The following is a 14,914-nucleotide window of genomic DNA, read 5'->3' as shown; positions in this document are numbered from 1 at the left end:
GGGGAGAGGACACACCCCCGCCCGTCAGAGACGAACGCGCGATGGGCTTAGCCGACGTTCGACGAGACGCCAACCTGAGCAGGACGCAACAGGCGATCATGCAGCAGGAAGCCTTCGGCCATGACCTGAATGATCTGGCCGGCCTTGGTGCCGGGCACCGGGGCCTCAAACATCGCCTGGTGCAGTTGGGCATCGAAGGTGTCACCGACAGCAGGCGATACGGCGGTCAGGCCGTGCTTGGTCATCACATTTGTCAGTTCGCGCAGGGTCAATTCGACGCCCTCGATCAAGGCGGCGGCTTGTTCGCGGGTGTCATCGCTGGCGGCCTCAAGCGCGCGCTTGAGATTGTCATAGACAGGCAGCAAGTCGCGGGCAATGCGGGTGCCACCATATTGCTCGGCTTCGCGCCGGTCGCGATCGGCACGTTTGCGCGAATTCTCGGCATCGGCCAAGGCGCGCATATAGCGATCCCGCATCTCGTCACGCTCGGCCCGCAGGGCCTCCAGCTCGGCTGCGTCGATATAATCTTCGGTTGCCGGGTCCAGTTCGACCTCTTGCGGGGTCGGGTTTTCCTGAGCCATCATTTTCTTCCTTACCTTCGTCCAGTTCGGGATCATCCCTTGCCGCGCTCGGATACCATCCGCCCGACAAGCTGCGCTGTGTAATCGACGATGGGGACGATGCGGCCATAGTTCAACCGCGTCGGACCGATCACGCCGATGGCGCCGATGATCTTACGATCAGCGTTCATATATGGAGAGACGACCAAAGAGGAACCCGAAAGTGAGAAGAGTTTGTTCTCGGACCCGATAAAAATGCGCACGCCATCGCCTGTTTCGGTCAATTCGAGGAATTCGGCGATGTCGCGTTTACGCTCGAGATCGTCAAACAGGCTGCGAATGCGGTCAATCTCGCCGATTTCGGTGGCCGAATCGAGCAGATTGGAACGGCCACGGACGATCAGCCGTTCAGAGCGCTCGCCGGCATTTTCCCAGACGGCTAGGCCACTTTCGACAAGGCTGTGGGCGAGGCTGTCGATTTCCTGGCGGCGGCGGGTGATTTCGTGGGAAATGCTGCGCCGCAGATCGGACAAGGTTTTGCCTTCGGCCAAGGCGTTGAGAAAATTGGCAGCTTCGCGCATGGAGGAGGGGGTTTGGCCGGGGGGCGGGGTAAAGACCCGGTTTTCGACGTGACCATCGGCTGTGACCAGCACCACAAGGGCACGGTCGGGGGCGAGGCTGACAAATTCGATGTGGCGGATCGGGGCTTCGTGCTTTGGGGCGAGCACCAGCGAGGCCCCTCGGGTGATGCCGGACAGGGCAGCGCCCACCTGATCGAGCAAGCTGGACACATCCTGATCTGTCGCGCCAAAGGTGGAATCGATCCTCTCGCGATCTTCGGTCGAGACGCTGCCCACCTCAAGCAGGCTGTCAACGAACATACGCAGGCCCAGCTGGGTTGGAATGCGGCCCGCCGAAACATGGGGGCTGTCGAGAAGTCCCATGAATTCGAGATCTTGCATGACATTGCGAATGGTGGCGGCCGAAACCTTTTCGGTCATCGAGCGGGTGAGCGTGCGCGAGCCAACCGGATCACCGGATGTCAGATAGCCCTCGACCACCCGTCGAAAGACCTCTTTCGAGCGGTCATTGAGATCGGCGAGGAGTTTTGAGCCCTGCGGCATCATCTGCTGTACCATTTGTGACAGAGTATTCCAGCCAGCGGGAACGTCAATCGGGGTTGCATCCTTGTGATTGGCGCGCATATCTGGCCTGAACCCAAGAAAAAAGGACGAAATGATGCGCCCCTCTGGCCGGAAACTGGACGAACTGCGGACGATCTCGATTGAAACCGGCGTGATGGCCCATGCGGAAGGGTCTTGCCTGATCAAGATGGGGCAAACGCATGTGTTGTGTTCGGCGACGATTGAAGACAAGGCGCCGTCATTTCTGAAGAATACGGGGCTGGGCTGGGTGACGGCCGAATATGGCATGTTGCCGCGCGCGACCAACAGCCGGACCCGGCGGGAGGCAGCGGCGGGCAAGCAAAGTGGGCGAACACAGGAAATTCAGCGCCTGATAGGCCGGGCCTTGCGTGCGGGTGTTGATCGCAGTGCCCTTGGTGAGCGGCAGATTGTGATCGATTGCGACGTGATTCAGGCCGATGGGGGAACGCGCTGCGCGTCCATCACCGGGGGTTGGGTCGCCTTGAGGCTGGCTGTGAACAAGCTTTTGAAGGCTGGAACGATTGTCAGCGATCCGATCCTTGACCATGTGGCCGCGATTTCCTGCGGGATTTATGCGGGTCAGCCGGTTCTGGATCTGGATTACCCGGAGGATTCGGTCGCGGGCACCGATGGGAACTTTGTGATGACCGGGCGCGGACGCCTGATCGAAGTGCAGATGTCGGCAGAGGGTGCCACTTTTGCGCGCGATGAGATGCTGCAGCTGCTGGATCTGGCAACAGCCGGAAATGCCGCACTGGTTGCGGCACAAAAGGCGGCTATTGGTGGGTAAGATGCGGAAATTCCAAGAGAAAAGGCTGGTGATTGCCACCCACAACAAGGGCAAGCTGGAAGAGATTGAGGCGCTTTTGGCCCCCTTTGGTGTGGTTGTGGAGTCTGCTGGGGCGTTGGGTCTGCCGGAACCCGAGGAGACAGAGGCCACTTTTGTCGGGAATGCGCGGATCAAGGCCCATGCAGCAGCGCAGGCTACGGGGATGCCTGCTTTGGCCGACGATTCGGGGATTACGGTCGATAGCCTTGGCGGAGCGCCGGGTGTTTACACGGCGGATTGGGCCGAAACGCCGCGCGGTCGCGACTTTGTGTTGGCGATGACGCGGACCTGGGATGAGCTGGAAAAAGTTGATGCGCCCTATCCGCGGCGGGCCCAGTTTCGCTGCACCTTTGTTCTGGCTTGGCCCGACGGGGAAGATGCAGTTTTTGAAGGTGTTATGCCGGGCCAAGTGGTTTGGCCAATGCGGGGGAATCACGGCCATGGCTATGATCCGATTTTCCAACCCGATGGCTATGACCTGACCTTTGGCGAGATGGATCGTTGGGAAAAGAACCAGATCAGCCATCGGGCTGACGCCTTCAAGAAGCTGATCGCTGGATGTTTCACGTGAAACACTTCGAAAGCGACCCTTTACGGCTGGAGCGCTGGCAGGTTTCCGGCTTTGGGCTTTATGTGCATTGGCCATTTTGCCAGTCAAAATGCCCCTACTGTGATTTTAACAGCCATATCGCGACGGCCGTGGACGAGGCCATTTGGAAGGGCGCGATGATCGCGGAATTGCGGCGGTTGCGTCTTGAAACAGGCACACGCGCACTCAGCAGCATCTTTTTCGGCGGCGGAACGCCATCACTAATGTCGCCGAACCTTGTCGAGGCCATCATATCAGAGGCCACAAGCCTTTGGCCGTCCACGAATGATATAGAAATTACGCTTGAGGCCAATCCAACGTCGGCCGAAGTCGAGAAGTTCAAGTCGTTTCGCACCGCCGGTGTAAACAGGGTTTCTATCGGAGTGCAGGCTCTGGATGACGCGTCGTTGCGGCAACTTGGGCGCATGCATGACACTGCAGGTGCGTACCGGGCCATAGACATGGCGCAGAGCGTCTTTGATCGCTTCAGTTTTGACCTGATATATGCACGCCAAAACCAAAGCCTAGCCGATTGGGAGCGTGAATTACAGCAAGCCATCGCCATCGGACCAAGGCACCTTTCACTTTACCAGTTAACAGTCGAACCAGGCACTGTATTTGGGGCGCGTCACGCCAAAGGCCATCTGCGGGGTCTGCCGTCGGACGATCTGGGCGCAGATATGTATAGCGTGACCCAAGGGATTTGCGAAGATCATGGATTGGAGGCTTATGAAACCTCGAATCACGCGACTGCCGGACAAGAGTCACGGCATAATCTGCTCTATTGGAAGAGTGGAGATTTTGCCGCGATTGGGCCCGGTTCTCATGGGCGACTGACCGCCGCAAATGGCCAGCGTAGAGCCTTTTCCAGCCATCTGTTGCCCGAAACATGGCTGAAGGCCGTAGATAACGCAGCGACCGGCGAGGTCGAATCGGCTGTTCTGACCGACGAAGAAGTCGCGGAGGAGTTCTTGGTCATGGGACTGCGCCTTCGGGACGGGATTTGCCTGACAGAGCTTCTTGACCTGACGGGCTTTCAGATCTCAGCCAAATCGATCAAAGAGATGCAGGAAATGTGCATGATCGAGCTGGTCGGGCAGAATCTGAAGACGACAGTCCAAGGCCGAGCCCTCCTGAATTCCATTTTGACGCATCTGGAATTGGAGCGCCCTAAGCCTTGAAGTCCCGCGGGATGACCGAGAGCACCTGACACAGCATATCCAGTTGATCGAGTGTGCGGTATTGGATGCGGAGAGTTCCGCCCTCATCTGCCGAGCCGCTATGATCAATGGAAACAGCCATGCCGAGGTTAACCGATAGATCAGCCTCAATGGCCTTTGTATCGGCATCTTTCTCGAACTCTCGACCCTTGCGCGGTCTAGGCGCTGTTTTGGTTGATACTGCCCGGGCCATTTTTTCGGTCTCACGCACTGAAAGACCTTTGTTGACCACTTTGGTGGCGAGAGCCAAGGGATCACTGGCCCCGATCAAAGCCCTGGCGTGGCCGGCTGACAGTTTGCCACCGCGGATCATGTTCTGAACCGGCTCTGGCAAGGTCAACAGGCGAACGGTATTGGCGATGTGGCTGCGGCTCTTTGCCAGGGCTTCGGCAAGTTTCTCTTGCGTGTGTCCAAAGCGCTCCATCAACTGACGAAAGGCCATCGCCTCCTCAATTGCGCTCAGATCTTGTCGCTGGATGTTTTCGATGATGGCAATCTCCATCACTTCTTCATCAGTAAACACACGAACAACAACCGGAACCTGATGCAAGTTTGCAAGTTGGGCTGCACGCCAGCGCCGCTCCCCCGCGACGATTTCATATTTTGTGCTGTCAGACAGCTTGCGCACCACCAAGGGCTGGATGATACCCTTGCTGCGAATGGACTCGGCCAGTTCTTCCAGTGCTGACTGGTCAAAGTCACGGCGTGGCTGATCGGGATTCGGCTGGATAACCTCAATTGGCAGAAATGTATCTAGCCCAACCGATGGCTGAGGCGGATCAGCCTCTCCACCAGGTTTGAGGTTTACATCAGCCATCAATGCAGAGAGTCCGCGCCCAAGGCCTTTTCGATCCAACTTCTTTTCCATATCGTCCTCTCAGGCCTTTACCATGGGCTTTTTGTGCCTCGCTACCAGTTCCAACGCAAGTTTACGATAAGCCTCGGCCCCTTTCGACTGCGGGTCGTAGCTTAACACCGGAAGCGCGAAAGAGGGCGCCTCTGACACTCGCACATTCCGAGGAATTGTCGTTTCGAAGACGAGATCACCGAGGTTTTCGCGCGCATCCGCTTCGACCTGTTGAGACAATCTGTTTCGACTGTCTGCCATCGTAATGAGAACACCTTCGATCCGAAGATCAGGGTTGGCAGACTTTCGAATATCGCGGATTGTCAGCATCAGTTGCGACAACCCTTCAAGGGCAAAAAATTCCGCTTGCAGCGGAACAAGGACGGAATCGCAAGCCACCAAAGCGTTGACCGTCAACAAAGACAAAGACGGAGGGCAATCGACAATCACGAAATCATAGCGCATCGCCTGAACCTCAGCACTCCGCAGAGCGTCGTGCAAAAGGAAAGAGCGCTTTTCATTGGCGACAAGGTCTATGTCCGCTGACGCTAAATCAGAATTTGATGGGATTATCCAGACATTGGGATAAGACGAGCCCTTGATCACCTCAGCAACGCTCGCCTGCTCTAACAGAAGGTCGTAACTTGTCAGCGTTCTATCCCCCGGCGCCACACCAAAACCGGTAGAGGCGTTTCCCTGAGGATCAAGGTCGATCAACAGCACCCGATAGCCAAACTCGGCCAAACCCGCCGCAGCATTGATTGCAGTCGTCGTTTTGCCAACGCCACCCTTCTGGTTCGCAACAGCTATGATTCGCATTATCAGATTAGCTCTCTATTCTTCGTTTTAGCTGCTGAATCTCAAGCACAGCTGCGTTTGGGTCGGTCATACTTTGATGGATATGCTTATTAAAGCTCCACGACTTTTCGGCTGTGGCGATCTCTTGTGTGTGCATAGCGCCCTTGGGAAACAAGAGAACTCCCTTCGCTGCGCAGTGTGGTTCCGCATAACTAAACAGTGACTCGAGGTCTGCGAGCGCACGGGCGGAAACTACGTCGGCAACCTGATTGGTAAGGGTCTCCACGCGCTGGTTCAACACAGTCACATCCAAGTCGAGTGCACGTGCTACCTCAGAAAGAAAAACGCTCTTTCTTGCATCCGACTCGACCAAGGTTACTCGCTTCACCTGACCCCGATCACCACCCATGATCGCCACTACCAGCCCCGGAAGACCGCCCCCACTTCCCAGATCCAACCAGTGACCGACCAAGGGTGGCGCGTAAAGCAAGAGCTGTGCAGAATCAGCAATGTGACGGTCCCAGACCTGCGGGGCTGTACCCTTGGCGATTAGGTTGATGCGACGATTCCATTTCTCGAGCATCGTTACATATGTTGCAAGACGCTCCATTGTTTCACGTGAAACATCAAGCCGGATCAAGACCTCGGACGACATCATTGATCAGGCCAACTTCACAAGGGACTTACGCTGCGCATTGGCTTGAAGCAGTGCAAGGGCAGCGGGCGTCATGCCTTCGATCCGCCCTGCTTCGCCGACGGTACGGGGGCGCAGGCGCTCAAGCTTTAGCCGCAGTTCATTTGACAGACCAGAGATGCAATCATAATCGAGGTCATCGGGAATCTCGGTTGCCCCACTCCGCCTCATGCGCTCGACTTCAATATTCTGGCGTCGAATGTAGGGCTCATACAAGCCATCACAGATCACTTGCTCGATCACCAGGTCGTCAACTTTCTCGAGATCGGGCACCAAACGCCGCAACTGGGTAGCATTCAAGCCCTGCGCAGAAATCAACTCAAAGGCTGTTCGGCGACACCCGTCAGCGCTTGCCTGCAAACCACAAGCCAGCAGATCCTTTGATCCAAAATCGACTGATTTCGCAGAGGACATCACAACCGCAAGCTGGTTCGATTTTTCTTCAAACTTCCTTTGCCGAGACTCTCTCACGCAACCAAGGTCGAGCCCAAAGGGCGTCAACCTCTGATCCGCGTTGTCGGCGCGCAGATACAGGCGAAACTCGGCCCGTGATGTGAACATGCGATAGGGCTCTGTCACACCACGCGTCAGTAAGTCATCGACCATCACTCCAATATACGAAGACTCCCGTTCGAAACGAACTTGATCCAAGCCTTTAGAGAGTCTGGCTGCGTTCAGGCCGGCAACCAACCCTTGGGCAGCGGCCTCTTCGTAGCCCGTTGTTCCATTAATCTGCCCGGCAAAAAACAAGCCGGGAAGCGCGGCTACTTCCAATGACGGCCGCAATCCTCGCGGATCAAAGTAATCATATTCGATAGCATAAGCGGGTTGCAAAATAGCAACCTGCTCCAAACCTTTGATGCTGTGAACATAGGCTTCTTGCACCTCAATCGGCAACGAAGACGAAATTCCGTTAGGATAGACCGTATGATCATCAAGGCCCTCGGGTTCCAGAAACACCTGATGGCTGTTCTTCTCGGCGAAGCGAACCACCTTATCCTCAATCGACGGACAGTATCTCGGTCCGACTCCCTCGATCATGCCGCCATACATAGCTGACTTGGAAAGGTTCTTTCGCACGATTTCATGCGTTTGCTCATTCGTATGGGTTATGCCGCACGAAACCTGCCGCACGAAAGGGGCACGATGCATGAAAGAAAACACTTGCGGATCATCATCCCCTGGCTGGTGATCCAACACAGCCCAATCAATGGTCCGACCGTCAAGACGTGGCGGCGTCCCAGTCTTGAGTCGGCCACGTTCCAATCCAAGATCACCCAATCGCTGCGCCAAACGAACAGAGGGCTTATCGCCCATTCGCCCGCCCGATCGCCGCTCTTGCCCTATATGAATAACACCATTCAAGAAGGTCCCTGCCGTCATGATCACAGCATCCGCTCGCAGTTGTGTTCCATCGGCCAGGACTACGCCGGACACGCGACCTCCTCCGACAATCAGATCAACAACTTCGCCTTCTATAACACTCAGATTTGGTTCTTCCGCCAACAGACCTTGGATTGCGGCTTTGTAGAGCGCACGGTCCGCCTGTGTGCGAGGGCCCTGCACTGCGGGGCCCTTTCGCCGATTCAGCATCCGGAACTGAATACCCGCGCGATCAGCCGCACGTCCCATAATTCCGTCCAACGCGTCGATTTCACGGACGAGGTGGCCCTTACCCAAACCACCAATCGCAGGATTACACGACATTATGCCAATTCCCGCTCGATTCAACGACACCAAGGCAGTCAAAACCCCAGACCGCGCAGCGGCAGCGGCAGCTTCAGCGCCTGCATGACCACCACCGATAACAATGACCCCAAATTGTTTCACGTGAAACATCCTACTTTCCGATGCAGAAGCTGGAAAAAATCTCGTCCAACAAGGATTCAACGTCGATGCGACCCAAGAGCATTTCCATCTCAAGTCTAGCACGACGCAAATCAGCCGCTGCGAGTTCCAGATTTGCTGACCCCTGATACAACCAATTGAGCGCCGAGTCCAAAGCCTCGCAGGTTTTTTCCACAGCCTTTCTCTGGCGCTCGCGGATCAAAACACCGGCATTGGCTGATTTCTCTTCTAACCGGACCGCTATCATTTCAATCAACGCCGGCAATCCCTGCCCGGTTAGGCTTGAAACCGTTGCGCGATCAGGAAAGATATCTGCTTTCACAAATACAGTCAGATCCTCAGGCTGCAACTCTACATCAGGTGTTTCCTGTCCAGGTTCTAGCAACAACACACGCAAATCCGCTTGTGCGGCTCGATCACGCGCCAAGCCAATGCCGATCCGCTCGATCTCATCTTCTGCTTCACGCAAACCGGCGGTGTCCAGCACGGTCACTGGCAATCCGCGCAGGTCCATCCGCACCTCAATGACGTCACGGGTCGTTCCTGCAACAGCCGAGGTGATCGCTGCCATTCGACCAACCAAAGCATTCAAAAGACTTGATTTTCCGACGTTTGGCGCACCGATGATTGCAACCTCATAACCATCTCTGATCCGTTCTGCCGCCGCAGCACCAAGTCGTTGCTCCTCCAAAGACCGGCGAAGACCTAAAACCAGTTCCAAGACTTCAGGCACCATATCTACGGGCACGTCTTCATCGACAAAATCAATTGTGGCCTCAATCAAGGCCGCAGCGCGAATCAGATCTGCGCGCCAAATCTCTACTTTTCTACTTATCGCGCCTGACAGCACGCGCTGCGCTTGCCGTCTTTGCGCTTCGGTTTCCGCGTCAATCAGATCTGCAAGCCCTTCGACCTGCGTCAAATCCAGCTTGCCATTGGCCAAAGCCCGGCGCGTAAACTCACCCGGTTCTGCAAGGCGAAGGCCAGACTGCATGGACAAAAGGCGAAGCAGCCTGGAGATCACGGCCGTGCTGCCGTGAACCTGGTATTCAACCACAGGCTCACCTGTAAAGCTTGCCCCATCCGGGAAGGACAAGACCAAGGCCTCATCGATGACCTCGTCCCCCTCGCGCAGCGTCACCAGGGACGCGCGACGTGGCGCAGGGGGCGCCACGCCAAAATATGTTAGTGAGTCAACCGCAAGCGGCCCGGAAACACGAACAACTGCCACCCCCGCCTTGCCGCGCGCGGTGGCCAGCGCAAAGATGGTATCTTGCATTCTTATTCACAGGCTTTCGCCTGTGCCTCAGGGTCAGGTGTTCATCGATTCAAAGAACTCTGAATTCGACTTGGTCTGCTTCAGCTTCGAAATCAAGAATTCGATCGCATCAGTTGTGCCCATCGGGTTCAGAATCCGCCGCAACACATAGGTCTTTTGCAGGTCAATCTTTTCAACCAGCAAGTCTTCTTTGCGTGTGCCCGATTTCAGAATATCGATGGCAGGGAACACACGCTTGTCCGCAACCTTACGATCCAGCACGATCTCACTGTTACCAGTGCCCTTGAATTCTTCAAAGATCACTTCATCCATCCGGCTGCCTGTATCAATCAGCGCCGTAGCAATAATGGTCAGCGACCCACCTTCTTCGATGTTGCGCGCAGCCCCGAAGAACCGTTTGGGTCGCTGCAAGGCATTGGCATCCACACCACCCGTCAGCACCTTGCCGCTTGATGGCACCACAGTGTTGAAAGCGCGGCCCAAACGCGTGATCGAATCCAGCAAAATAACGACATCACGCTTGTGTTCGACCAACCGCTTGGCCTTTTCGATCACCATCTCAGCCACAGCAACGTGCCGGGTCGCAGGCTCGTCAAAGGTTGACGAGACAACCTCACCCTTCACGCTGCGCTGCATGTCGGTCACTTCTTCGGGGCGCTCATCGATCAGCAGCACAATCAGATAACACTCGGGGTGGTTCGTCGCGACCGAATGCGCAATATTCTGCAACAGCACGGTCTTACCCGTCCGCGGCGGCGCTACGATCAGGGCGCGCTGGCCCTTGCCGATCGGGCAAACCAGATCAATGATCCGGGCTGAGCGGTCACGGATCGTCGGATCTTCAATCTCCATCTTCAACCGTTCATCCGGGTACAACGGTGTCAGGTTATCGAAGTGCACCTTATGCTTGGCCTTTTCCGGATCATCAAAGTTGATCTTCGTGGCCTTCACCAGGCTGAAATAGCGCTCATTCTCGCGCGGGGCCTGAATCACACCTTCGATCGAATCGCCTGTGCGCAGACTGAACTGCCTGATCATCTCGGGGCTGACATAAATATCATCCGGGCCGGGCAGATAATTCGCTTCCGGGCTGCGCAAAAAGCCGAATCCGTCCTGCAAAACCTCCAGAACGCCGTCGCCGCCAATCTCATACCCTTCCTCGGCGTGTTCCTTCAAAATCTGGAACATCATCTCGCCCTTGCGCATGCTCGGGGCGTTCTCGATCTCCCACTCTTCTGCCATCGACAGCAGATCAGCAGGGGTCTTGGCCTTCAAATCGGCAAGGTTCAGGCGTTCGGTGTTCATCAAAAAGATCCTCGTTCATCAGCGCGCACTGCACAGATGATCAGGCTATGGGAATGGGAAGCACATGGGCCGGACGGCCCTGCAGATCGCCGGATAGACGCCTTGGTGTAAAAAGTCAATGAATCAGAACTTCACGATCACCGAGAAGACAATCACCAGCATCAAAACGGTCGGCACTTCGTTCATCAGTCGGTAGTGTCGCCCATCACGGCGATTGCTGCCTGCAAGAAATTCCTTGCGTCGTGCTGCCAGCCACATGTGAAACCAGGTCATCCCAAGCACAGATGCCGCCTTCAACCATGCCCAAGGGGCCGTCCAATTCACAATCCCCGGTGTCATCACAAGCAGCAGCCCGAATAGCCAAGTCGAGATCATGGCCGGGTTCATGATTGCCCGCAGCAACAACCGCTCTTGATGCTGAAACAACAGATCCATCTCAGAACCCGCCAGCACCCCCGCCTTCTTCAGGCCTTCAACGTGATAGACATACAGCCTTGGCAAGTAGAACAGCCCAGCCATCCAACTGATCACTGACACAACATGCATCGATTTGATCCAAGGATACCAGTCCGCCAAAAAACCGCTCATCTCATTGCCCTCTCTGCTTTCCCTCTTTCTATAAAGAAGAAAGAAATAAAGAGTCGATGTGGTAGTAGGCCCTGTGGAAAAAAGGATTTCCCGTCTTTTCCGAACTCTATCCACACAGTTTCACGCTGTGGAAAACACGGTGGATAGTCTGAAAATCTGTGGATAAAGTTTGAATTAATAAATAAAAACAGTAACTTGGTTATATGATCAAAACATCTTTGTCCCCAAGGTATGCCCATCTTCACCTCTTGCCTTCTCTCCATCCCCAACGTCTTGTCTCTCCTCTCCACAGCGGGAAAACTCGGGCGGTTTGCTTGACAACTCGGCACTTCACGGCACCCTTTGCGACAATCCACTGCTGACCCCTCTTTTGCCCCCGCTTCATGCCCGTGAACAAAATATGGATATCCACAGAGTCCTCCCCGATTCAACCACCCCGGCGCTGATCCTCGCCTCTACATCGTCGATCCGGCTGCAACTGCTGCAGGCGGCAGGCGTTGCAGTATCGGCGATGCCCGCCCGTATTGATGAAGAAATGATCCGTCAGGCCCTTCAATCCGAAGGTGCCACTCCCCGGGATCTGGCCGATGCCTTGGCAGAAATGAAGGCCCGCAAGGTGGCCGATAAACATCCCGATGCCTTTGTCTTGGGTTGCGATCAGGTGCTTGAGGCCCATGGCCAAGTGTTTTCCAAACCAGAAAGCCCTGAACAGGCGTTGGAACAGTTGGGCCAATTGCGCGGGCACAGCCACAAACTTCTGTCAGCTGCGGTCATCTACCATCAGGGCAAACCAATCTGGCGCCATGTCTCTACTGCGCGCCTGACCATGCGGGCGCTTTCTGACGCCTATATGCAGGATTACGTCAACCGCAATTGGCACAGCATCCGTCACTCTGTTGGTGCCTATAAGCTAGAGGAGGAGGGTGCCCGGCTGTTTTCCGCTGTTGAGGGTGACTACTTTACGGTCCTCGGTCTTCCTCTGCTGCCCATCCTCGGGTATCTCGGGCAAAGGGGGATTATTCCATCATGACGGCAGAGTTACCGCGTATTCCCTTGGCCGGGGTTATCGGCCACCCGATCGCACAAAGCCGGTCGCCGGCGCTTCATGGGTTTTGGCTAAAGCGCTATGGGCTCAAGGGGCATTATGTCCCGATGGATGTTGCCCCGGCCGATCTGGCACATGTCTTGCAAACCCTTCCGCGGATGGGCTTTGTGGGCGTCAACATCACCATTCCGCACAAGGAAGAAATTCTGCGGATCGCGGACATCATTACAGACCGTGCCGCGCTGATCGGTGCTGCCAATACCCTGATCTTCCGCAAGGATGGCCGGATTCATGCCGACAACACCGATGGTGCGGGCTTTATTGCCAATCTGCGGCAAAACGCACCGAATTGGGATCCCACCTCTGGCCCGGCTACGGTTTTTGGGGCGGGCGGTGCGGCCCGCGCTGTTGTGGCAGCCCTGATCGAGGTTGGCGCACCCGAGGTTCGTATCGCCAACCGCACCCGCCCCAGGGCCGAGGCGATCCGGTCTGATTTCGGCGCAAAGGTGGTGGTCAGCGAATGGGTGCAGGCCGCCAATATGCTTGATGGCGCGATGACAGTGGTCAACACCACCTCGCTGGGAATGTCGGGCAAGCCTGATTTCCGTGTGCCGCTTGATGGGCTTGAGCCGCGTGCAACAGTCACTGACCTTGTTTACAGCCCCCTGATGACCCAATTTCTGATCGAAGCGCAGGAAACCGGCTGCACCGTCGTTGATGGCCTTGGCATGTTGTTGCATCAGGCCGCCCCCGGATTTGAGCGATGGTTTGGCATCCGCCCCGAAGTTGATGACGAAACCCGCCGCGCGGTTCTGGGCGCATGACGGCCTTTCGCCTGGGCCTGACCGGTTCCATCGGTATGGGCAAAAGCACAACGGCCGCCATGTTCGCCGATCACGGGCTTGCCGTCTGGGATGCCGATGCTGCTGTGCACCGTCTTTACGCGCGGGATGGCGCGGCCTTCGCGGCCATTGCTGCGCTTTGCCCCAAGGCGGCGACACCGCAAGGGATCAGCCGACCTGCGTTGAAAGACTGGATCGCCACCGACGCCACAGCCCTGCCCGCCATCGAAGCGATCGTTCACCCATTGGTCGCGCAGGATCGTGAGGCCTTTGCCGCCAAAACAGGCTCTGACATTGCGGTTTTCGACATTCCTTTGCTGTTCGAAAAGGGCACCGAGGCGCAGATGGATGCGACCCTCTTGGTCACAGCCCCGCCCGCCTTGCAGCGCGCCCGTGTCCTTGCCCGCCCCGGCATGACGCCCGCCCAGTTCGATCTGATCGTGTCACGCCAGATGCCCGATGCCAAAAAGCGGGCCCGTGCCAGCCATATCGTCGAAACCTTGTCTCTTGATCAGACCCGCGCTTATGTGACAGCGCTGATCGCCCATATCAGGCAAAACCATGCGTGAAATCGTCCTTGATACTGAAACCACCGGCTTTGAACCGTCCGAAGGCCACCGCATCGTCGAAATCGGCGCGATAGAGCTGCTTAATCACCTCCCGACCGGCCGCACCTATCATCAATATATCAACCCTCAGCGCAGCATGCCAAAAGAGGCGTTTGAGGTGCATGGCATTGGCCCCGATCTCTTGGAACCACCCGGAGAGCCCAAGCCGGGGTCTGTCACCCTGCGCGACAAGCCGCTGTTCAAAGCCATCGGGCAAGCCTTTCTTGATTTCATCGGCGATGCCAAACTGGTCATTCATAACGCCGCGTTTGATATGAAATTTCTGAACGCCGAACTGCAATGGGCGGGCCTGCCGGGCCTGCCCAACAATCGGGCCGTTGACACACTGATGATGGCGCGCAGCCGGTTTCCTGGCTCGCCAGCCTCGCTCGATGCCCTCTGCCGCCGTTTTGGGGTTGATAACTCTGCCCGCGAAAAACACGGGGCCTTGCTCGATTCTGAAATTCTGGCCGAGGTTTATCTAGAGCTGATTGGCGGCCGTCAGCCTGACCTGGTTTTGTCGTCGGCCCCCGTCAGTCAAAACCGCCCTGGTCAGGCGCAAGCTTCTGATTGGCGGCCGCGCCCGCGCCCCACCCCCCTGCCGCCCCGTATCACCACGGATGAACAGCAGGCGCATGCCACCCTTGTGGCAAAACTGGGGGACGCCGCCTTTTGGGCCAAGCGTCAATAGAAAAA

Annotated in this window: 16 protein-coding genes; 7 read left to right on the top strand and 9 right to left on the bottom strand. The window is 56.5% G+C overall.

Annotation, left to right across the window (positions count from 1 at the left end; genetic code table 11):
- Nucleotides 1-47: 47 nt before the first annotated feature.
- Both V3C85_RS02045 and hrcA read right to left on the bottom strand, forming a co-directional pair.
- The gene (locus V3C85_RS02045) at nt 48-581 is read right to left on the bottom strand and encodes a nucleotide exchange factor GrpE (RefSeq protein ID WP_331793411.1); all 534 of its coding nucleotides are present in this window, start codon (nt 579-581) and stop codon (nt 48-50) included.
- Between the two features lie 32 nt (nt 582-613).
- Nucleotides 614-1,684, bottom strand: coding sequence for a heat-inducible transcriptional repressor HrcA (hrcA, locus tag V3C85_RS02040; RefSeq protein ID WP_331793533.1), 1,071 nt, complete (start codon nt 1,682-1,684; stop codon nt 614-616).
- A 115-nt stretch (nt 1,685-1,799) separates the two neighbouring features.
- Between hrcA and rph the strand changes: the two genes are divergently transcribed.
- Genes rph through hemW form a run of 3 tightly spaced genes read left to right on the top strand, consistent with a single transcriptional unit; the run spans nt 1,800 to nt 4,325 of the window.
- The gene (gene rph / locus V3C85_RS02035; protein ID WP_331793410.1) at nt 1,800-2,516 is read left to right on the top strand and encodes a ribonuclease PH; all 717 of its coding nucleotides are present in this window, start codon (nt 1,800-1,802) and stop codon (nt 2,514-2,516) included.
- Between the two features lies 1 nt (nt 2,517).
- Nucleotides 2,518-3,126 carry an RdgB/HAM1 family non-canonical purine NTP pyrophosphatase gene (gene rdgB, locus V3C85_RS02030; RefSeq protein ID WP_331793409.1) on the top strand — a complete coding sequence of 203 codons (609 nt, stop codon included), beginning with the start codon at nt 2,518-2,520 and terminating at the stop codon, nt 3,124-3,126.
- Nucleotides 3,127-3,152: 26 nt separating this feature from the next.
- The gene (gene hemW, locus V3C85_RS02025) at nt 3,153-4,325 is read left to right on the top strand and encodes a radical SAM family heme chaperone HemW (protein ID WP_331793532.1); all 1,173 of its coding nucleotides are present in this window, start codon (nt 3,153-3,155) and stop codon (nt 4,323-4,325) included.
- Here the strand turns inward: hemW and V3C85_RS02020 are convergent.
- The 7 genes from V3C85_RS02020 to V3C85_RS01990 form a co-directional block, all read right to left on the bottom strand.
- Complete coding sequence (locus V3C85_RS02020; protein ID WP_331793408.1) at nt 4,315-5,232, bottom strand: ParB/RepB/Spo0J family partition protein; 918 nt, start codon at nt 5,230-5,232, stop codon at nt 4,315-4,317. The two genes, hemW and V3C85_RS02020, sit on opposite strands and share 11 nt — an antisense overlap.
- A 9-nt stretch (nt 5,233-5,241) precedes the next feature.
- On the bottom strand, nt 5,242-6,030 hold the full coding sequence (locus tag V3C85_RS02015) for a ParA family protein (RefSeq protein ID WP_331793407.1): 789 nt from the start codon (nt 6,028-6,030) through the stop codon (nt 5,242-5,244).
- Nucleotides 6,031-6,037: 7 nt separating this feature from the next.
- Nucleotides 6,038-6,667, bottom strand: coding sequence for a 16S rRNA (guanine(527)-N(7))-methyltransferase RsmG (gene rsmG, locus V3C85_RS02010; RefSeq protein WP_331793406.1), 630 nt, complete (start codon nt 6,665-6,667; stop codon nt 6,038-6,040).
- A 3-nt stretch (nt 6,668-6,670) separates the two neighbouring features.
- Nucleotides 6,671-8,533: a tRNA uridine-5-carboxymethylaminomethyl(34) synthesis enzyme MnmG gene (gene mnmG, locus V3C85_RS02005; RefSeq protein WP_331793405.1), complete on the bottom strand. Its 1,863-nt coding sequence runs from the start codon at nt 8,531-8,533 to the stop codon at nt 6,671-6,673.
- A gap of 10 nt (nt 8,534-8,543) precedes the next feature.
- Nucleotides 8,544-9,830: a tRNA uridine-5-carboxymethylaminomethyl(34) synthesis GTPase MnmE gene (gene mnmE, locus V3C85_RS02000; RefSeq protein WP_331793404.1), complete on the bottom strand. Its 1,287-nt coding sequence runs from the start codon at nt 9,828-9,830 to the stop codon at nt 8,544-8,546.
- A 33-nt stretch (nt 9,831-9,863) separates the two neighbouring features.
- Complete coding sequence (gene rho / locus V3C85_RS01995) at nt 9,864-11,135, bottom strand: transcription termination factor Rho (protein ID WP_331793403.1); 1,272 nt, start codon at nt 11,133-11,135, stop codon at nt 9,864-9,866.
- Between the two features lie 123 nt (nt 11,136-11,258).
- A complete protein-coding gene (locus V3C85_RS01990) occupies nt 11,259-11,723 on the bottom strand; it encodes a CopD family protein (RefSeq protein WP_331793402.1) in 465 nt (154 codons plus the stop codon).
- 400 nt (nt 11,724-12,123) lie between these two features.
- Here V3C85_RS01990 and V3C85_RS01985 point away from each other — a divergent pair, with 400 nt between their 5' ends.
- Genes V3C85_RS01985 through dnaQ form a run of 4 tightly spaced genes read left to right on the top strand, consistent with a single transcriptional unit; the run spans nt 12,124 to nt 14,909 of the window.
- Nucleotides 12,124-12,753 (top strand): Maf family protein, encoded by a 630-nt coding sequence (locus tag V3C85_RS01985; protein WP_331793401.1) that lies wholly within the window; start codon nt 12,124-12,126, stop codon nt 12,751-12,753.
- Nucleotides 12,750-13,592, top strand: a complete 843-nt coding sequence (locus V3C85_RS01980) for a shikimate dehydrogenase (protein ID WP_331793400.1) — start codon at nt 12,750-12,752, stop codon at nt 13,590-13,592. Before V3C85_RS01985 ends, V3C85_RS01980 begins: the two co-directional genes overlap by 4 nt.
- Complete coding sequence (gene coaE, locus V3C85_RS01975; RefSeq protein WP_331793399.1) at nt 13,589-14,179, top strand: dephospho-CoA kinase; 591 nt, start codon at nt 13,589-13,591, stop codon at nt 14,177-14,179. Before V3C85_RS01980 ends, coaE begins: the two co-directional genes overlap by 4 nt.
- Nucleotides 14,172-14,909: a DNA polymerase III subunit epsilon gene (dnaQ, locus tag V3C85_RS01970; RefSeq protein WP_331793398.1), complete on the top strand. Its 738-nt coding sequence runs from the start codon at nt 14,172-14,174 to the stop codon at nt 14,907-14,909. Before coaE ends, dnaQ begins: the two co-directional genes overlap by 8 nt.
- Nucleotides 14,910-14,914: the final 5 nt, after the last annotated feature.

Origin of the sequence: Pseudotabrizicola sp. L79 (assembly GCF_036553525.1) — a bacterium.
GTDB lineage: Bacteria > Pseudomonadota > Alphaproteobacteria > Rhodobacterales > Rhodobacteraceae > Pseudotabrizicola.
This window is presented reverse-complemented; position numbering and strand designations above follow the sequence as displayed.

Bases quoted from the DNA above. Each gene is read 5' to 3' on its own strand.
- V3C85_RS02045 (WP_331793411.1), bottom strand. From the start codon at position 581: ATGGCTCAGGAAAACCCGACCCCGCAAGAGGTCGAACTGGACCCGGCA.
- hrcA (WP_331793533.1), bottom strand. From the start codon at position 1,684: ATGCCGCAGGGCTCAAAACTCCTCGCCGATCTCAATGACCGCTCGAAA.
- rph (WP_331793410.1), top strand. From the start codon at position 1,800: ATGCGCCCCTCTGGCCGGAAACTGGACGAACTGCGGACGATCTCGATT.
- rdgB (WP_331793409.1), top strand. From the start codon at position 2,518: ATGCGGAAATTCCAAGAGAAAAGGCTGGTGATTGCCACCCACAACAAG.
- V3C85_RS02020 (WP_331793408.1), bottom strand. From the start codon at position 5,232: ATGGAAAAGAAGTTGGATCGAAAAGGCCTTGGGCGCGGACTCTCTGCA.
- V3C85_RS02015 (WP_331793407.1), bottom strand. From the start codon at position 6,030: ATGCGAATCATAGCTGTTGCGAACCAGAAGGGTGGCGTTGGCAAAACG.
- rsmG (WP_331793406.1), bottom strand. From the start codon at position 6,667: ATGATGTCGTCCGAGGTCTTGATCCGGCTTGATGTTTCACGTGAAACA.
- mnmE (WP_331793404.1), bottom strand. From the start codon at position 9,830: ATGCAAGATACCATCTTTGCGCTGGCCACCGCGCGCGGCAAGGCGGGG.
- rho (WP_331793403.1), bottom strand. From the start codon at position 11,135: ATGAACACCGAACGCCTGAACCTTGCCGATTTGAAGGCCAAGACCCCT.
- V3C85_RS01990 (WP_331793402.1), bottom strand. From the start codon at position 11,723: ATGAGCGGTTTTTTGGCGGACTGGTATCCTTGGATCAAATCGATGCAT.
- V3C85_RS01985 (WP_331793401.1), top strand. From the start codon at position 12,124: ATGGATATCCACAGAGTCCTCCCCGATTCAACCACCCCGGCGCTGATC.
- V3C85_RS01980 (WP_331793400.1), top strand. From the start codon at position 12,750: ATGACGGCAGAGTTACCGCGTATTCCCTTGGCCGGGGTTATCGGCCAC.
- coaE (WP_331793399.1), top strand. From the start codon at position 13,589: ATGACGGCCTTTCGCCTGGGCCTGACCGGTTCCATCGGTATGGGCAAA.
- dnaQ (WP_331793398.1), top strand. From the start codon at position 14,172: ATGCGTGAAATCGTCCTTGATACTGAAACCACCGGCTTTGAACCGTCC.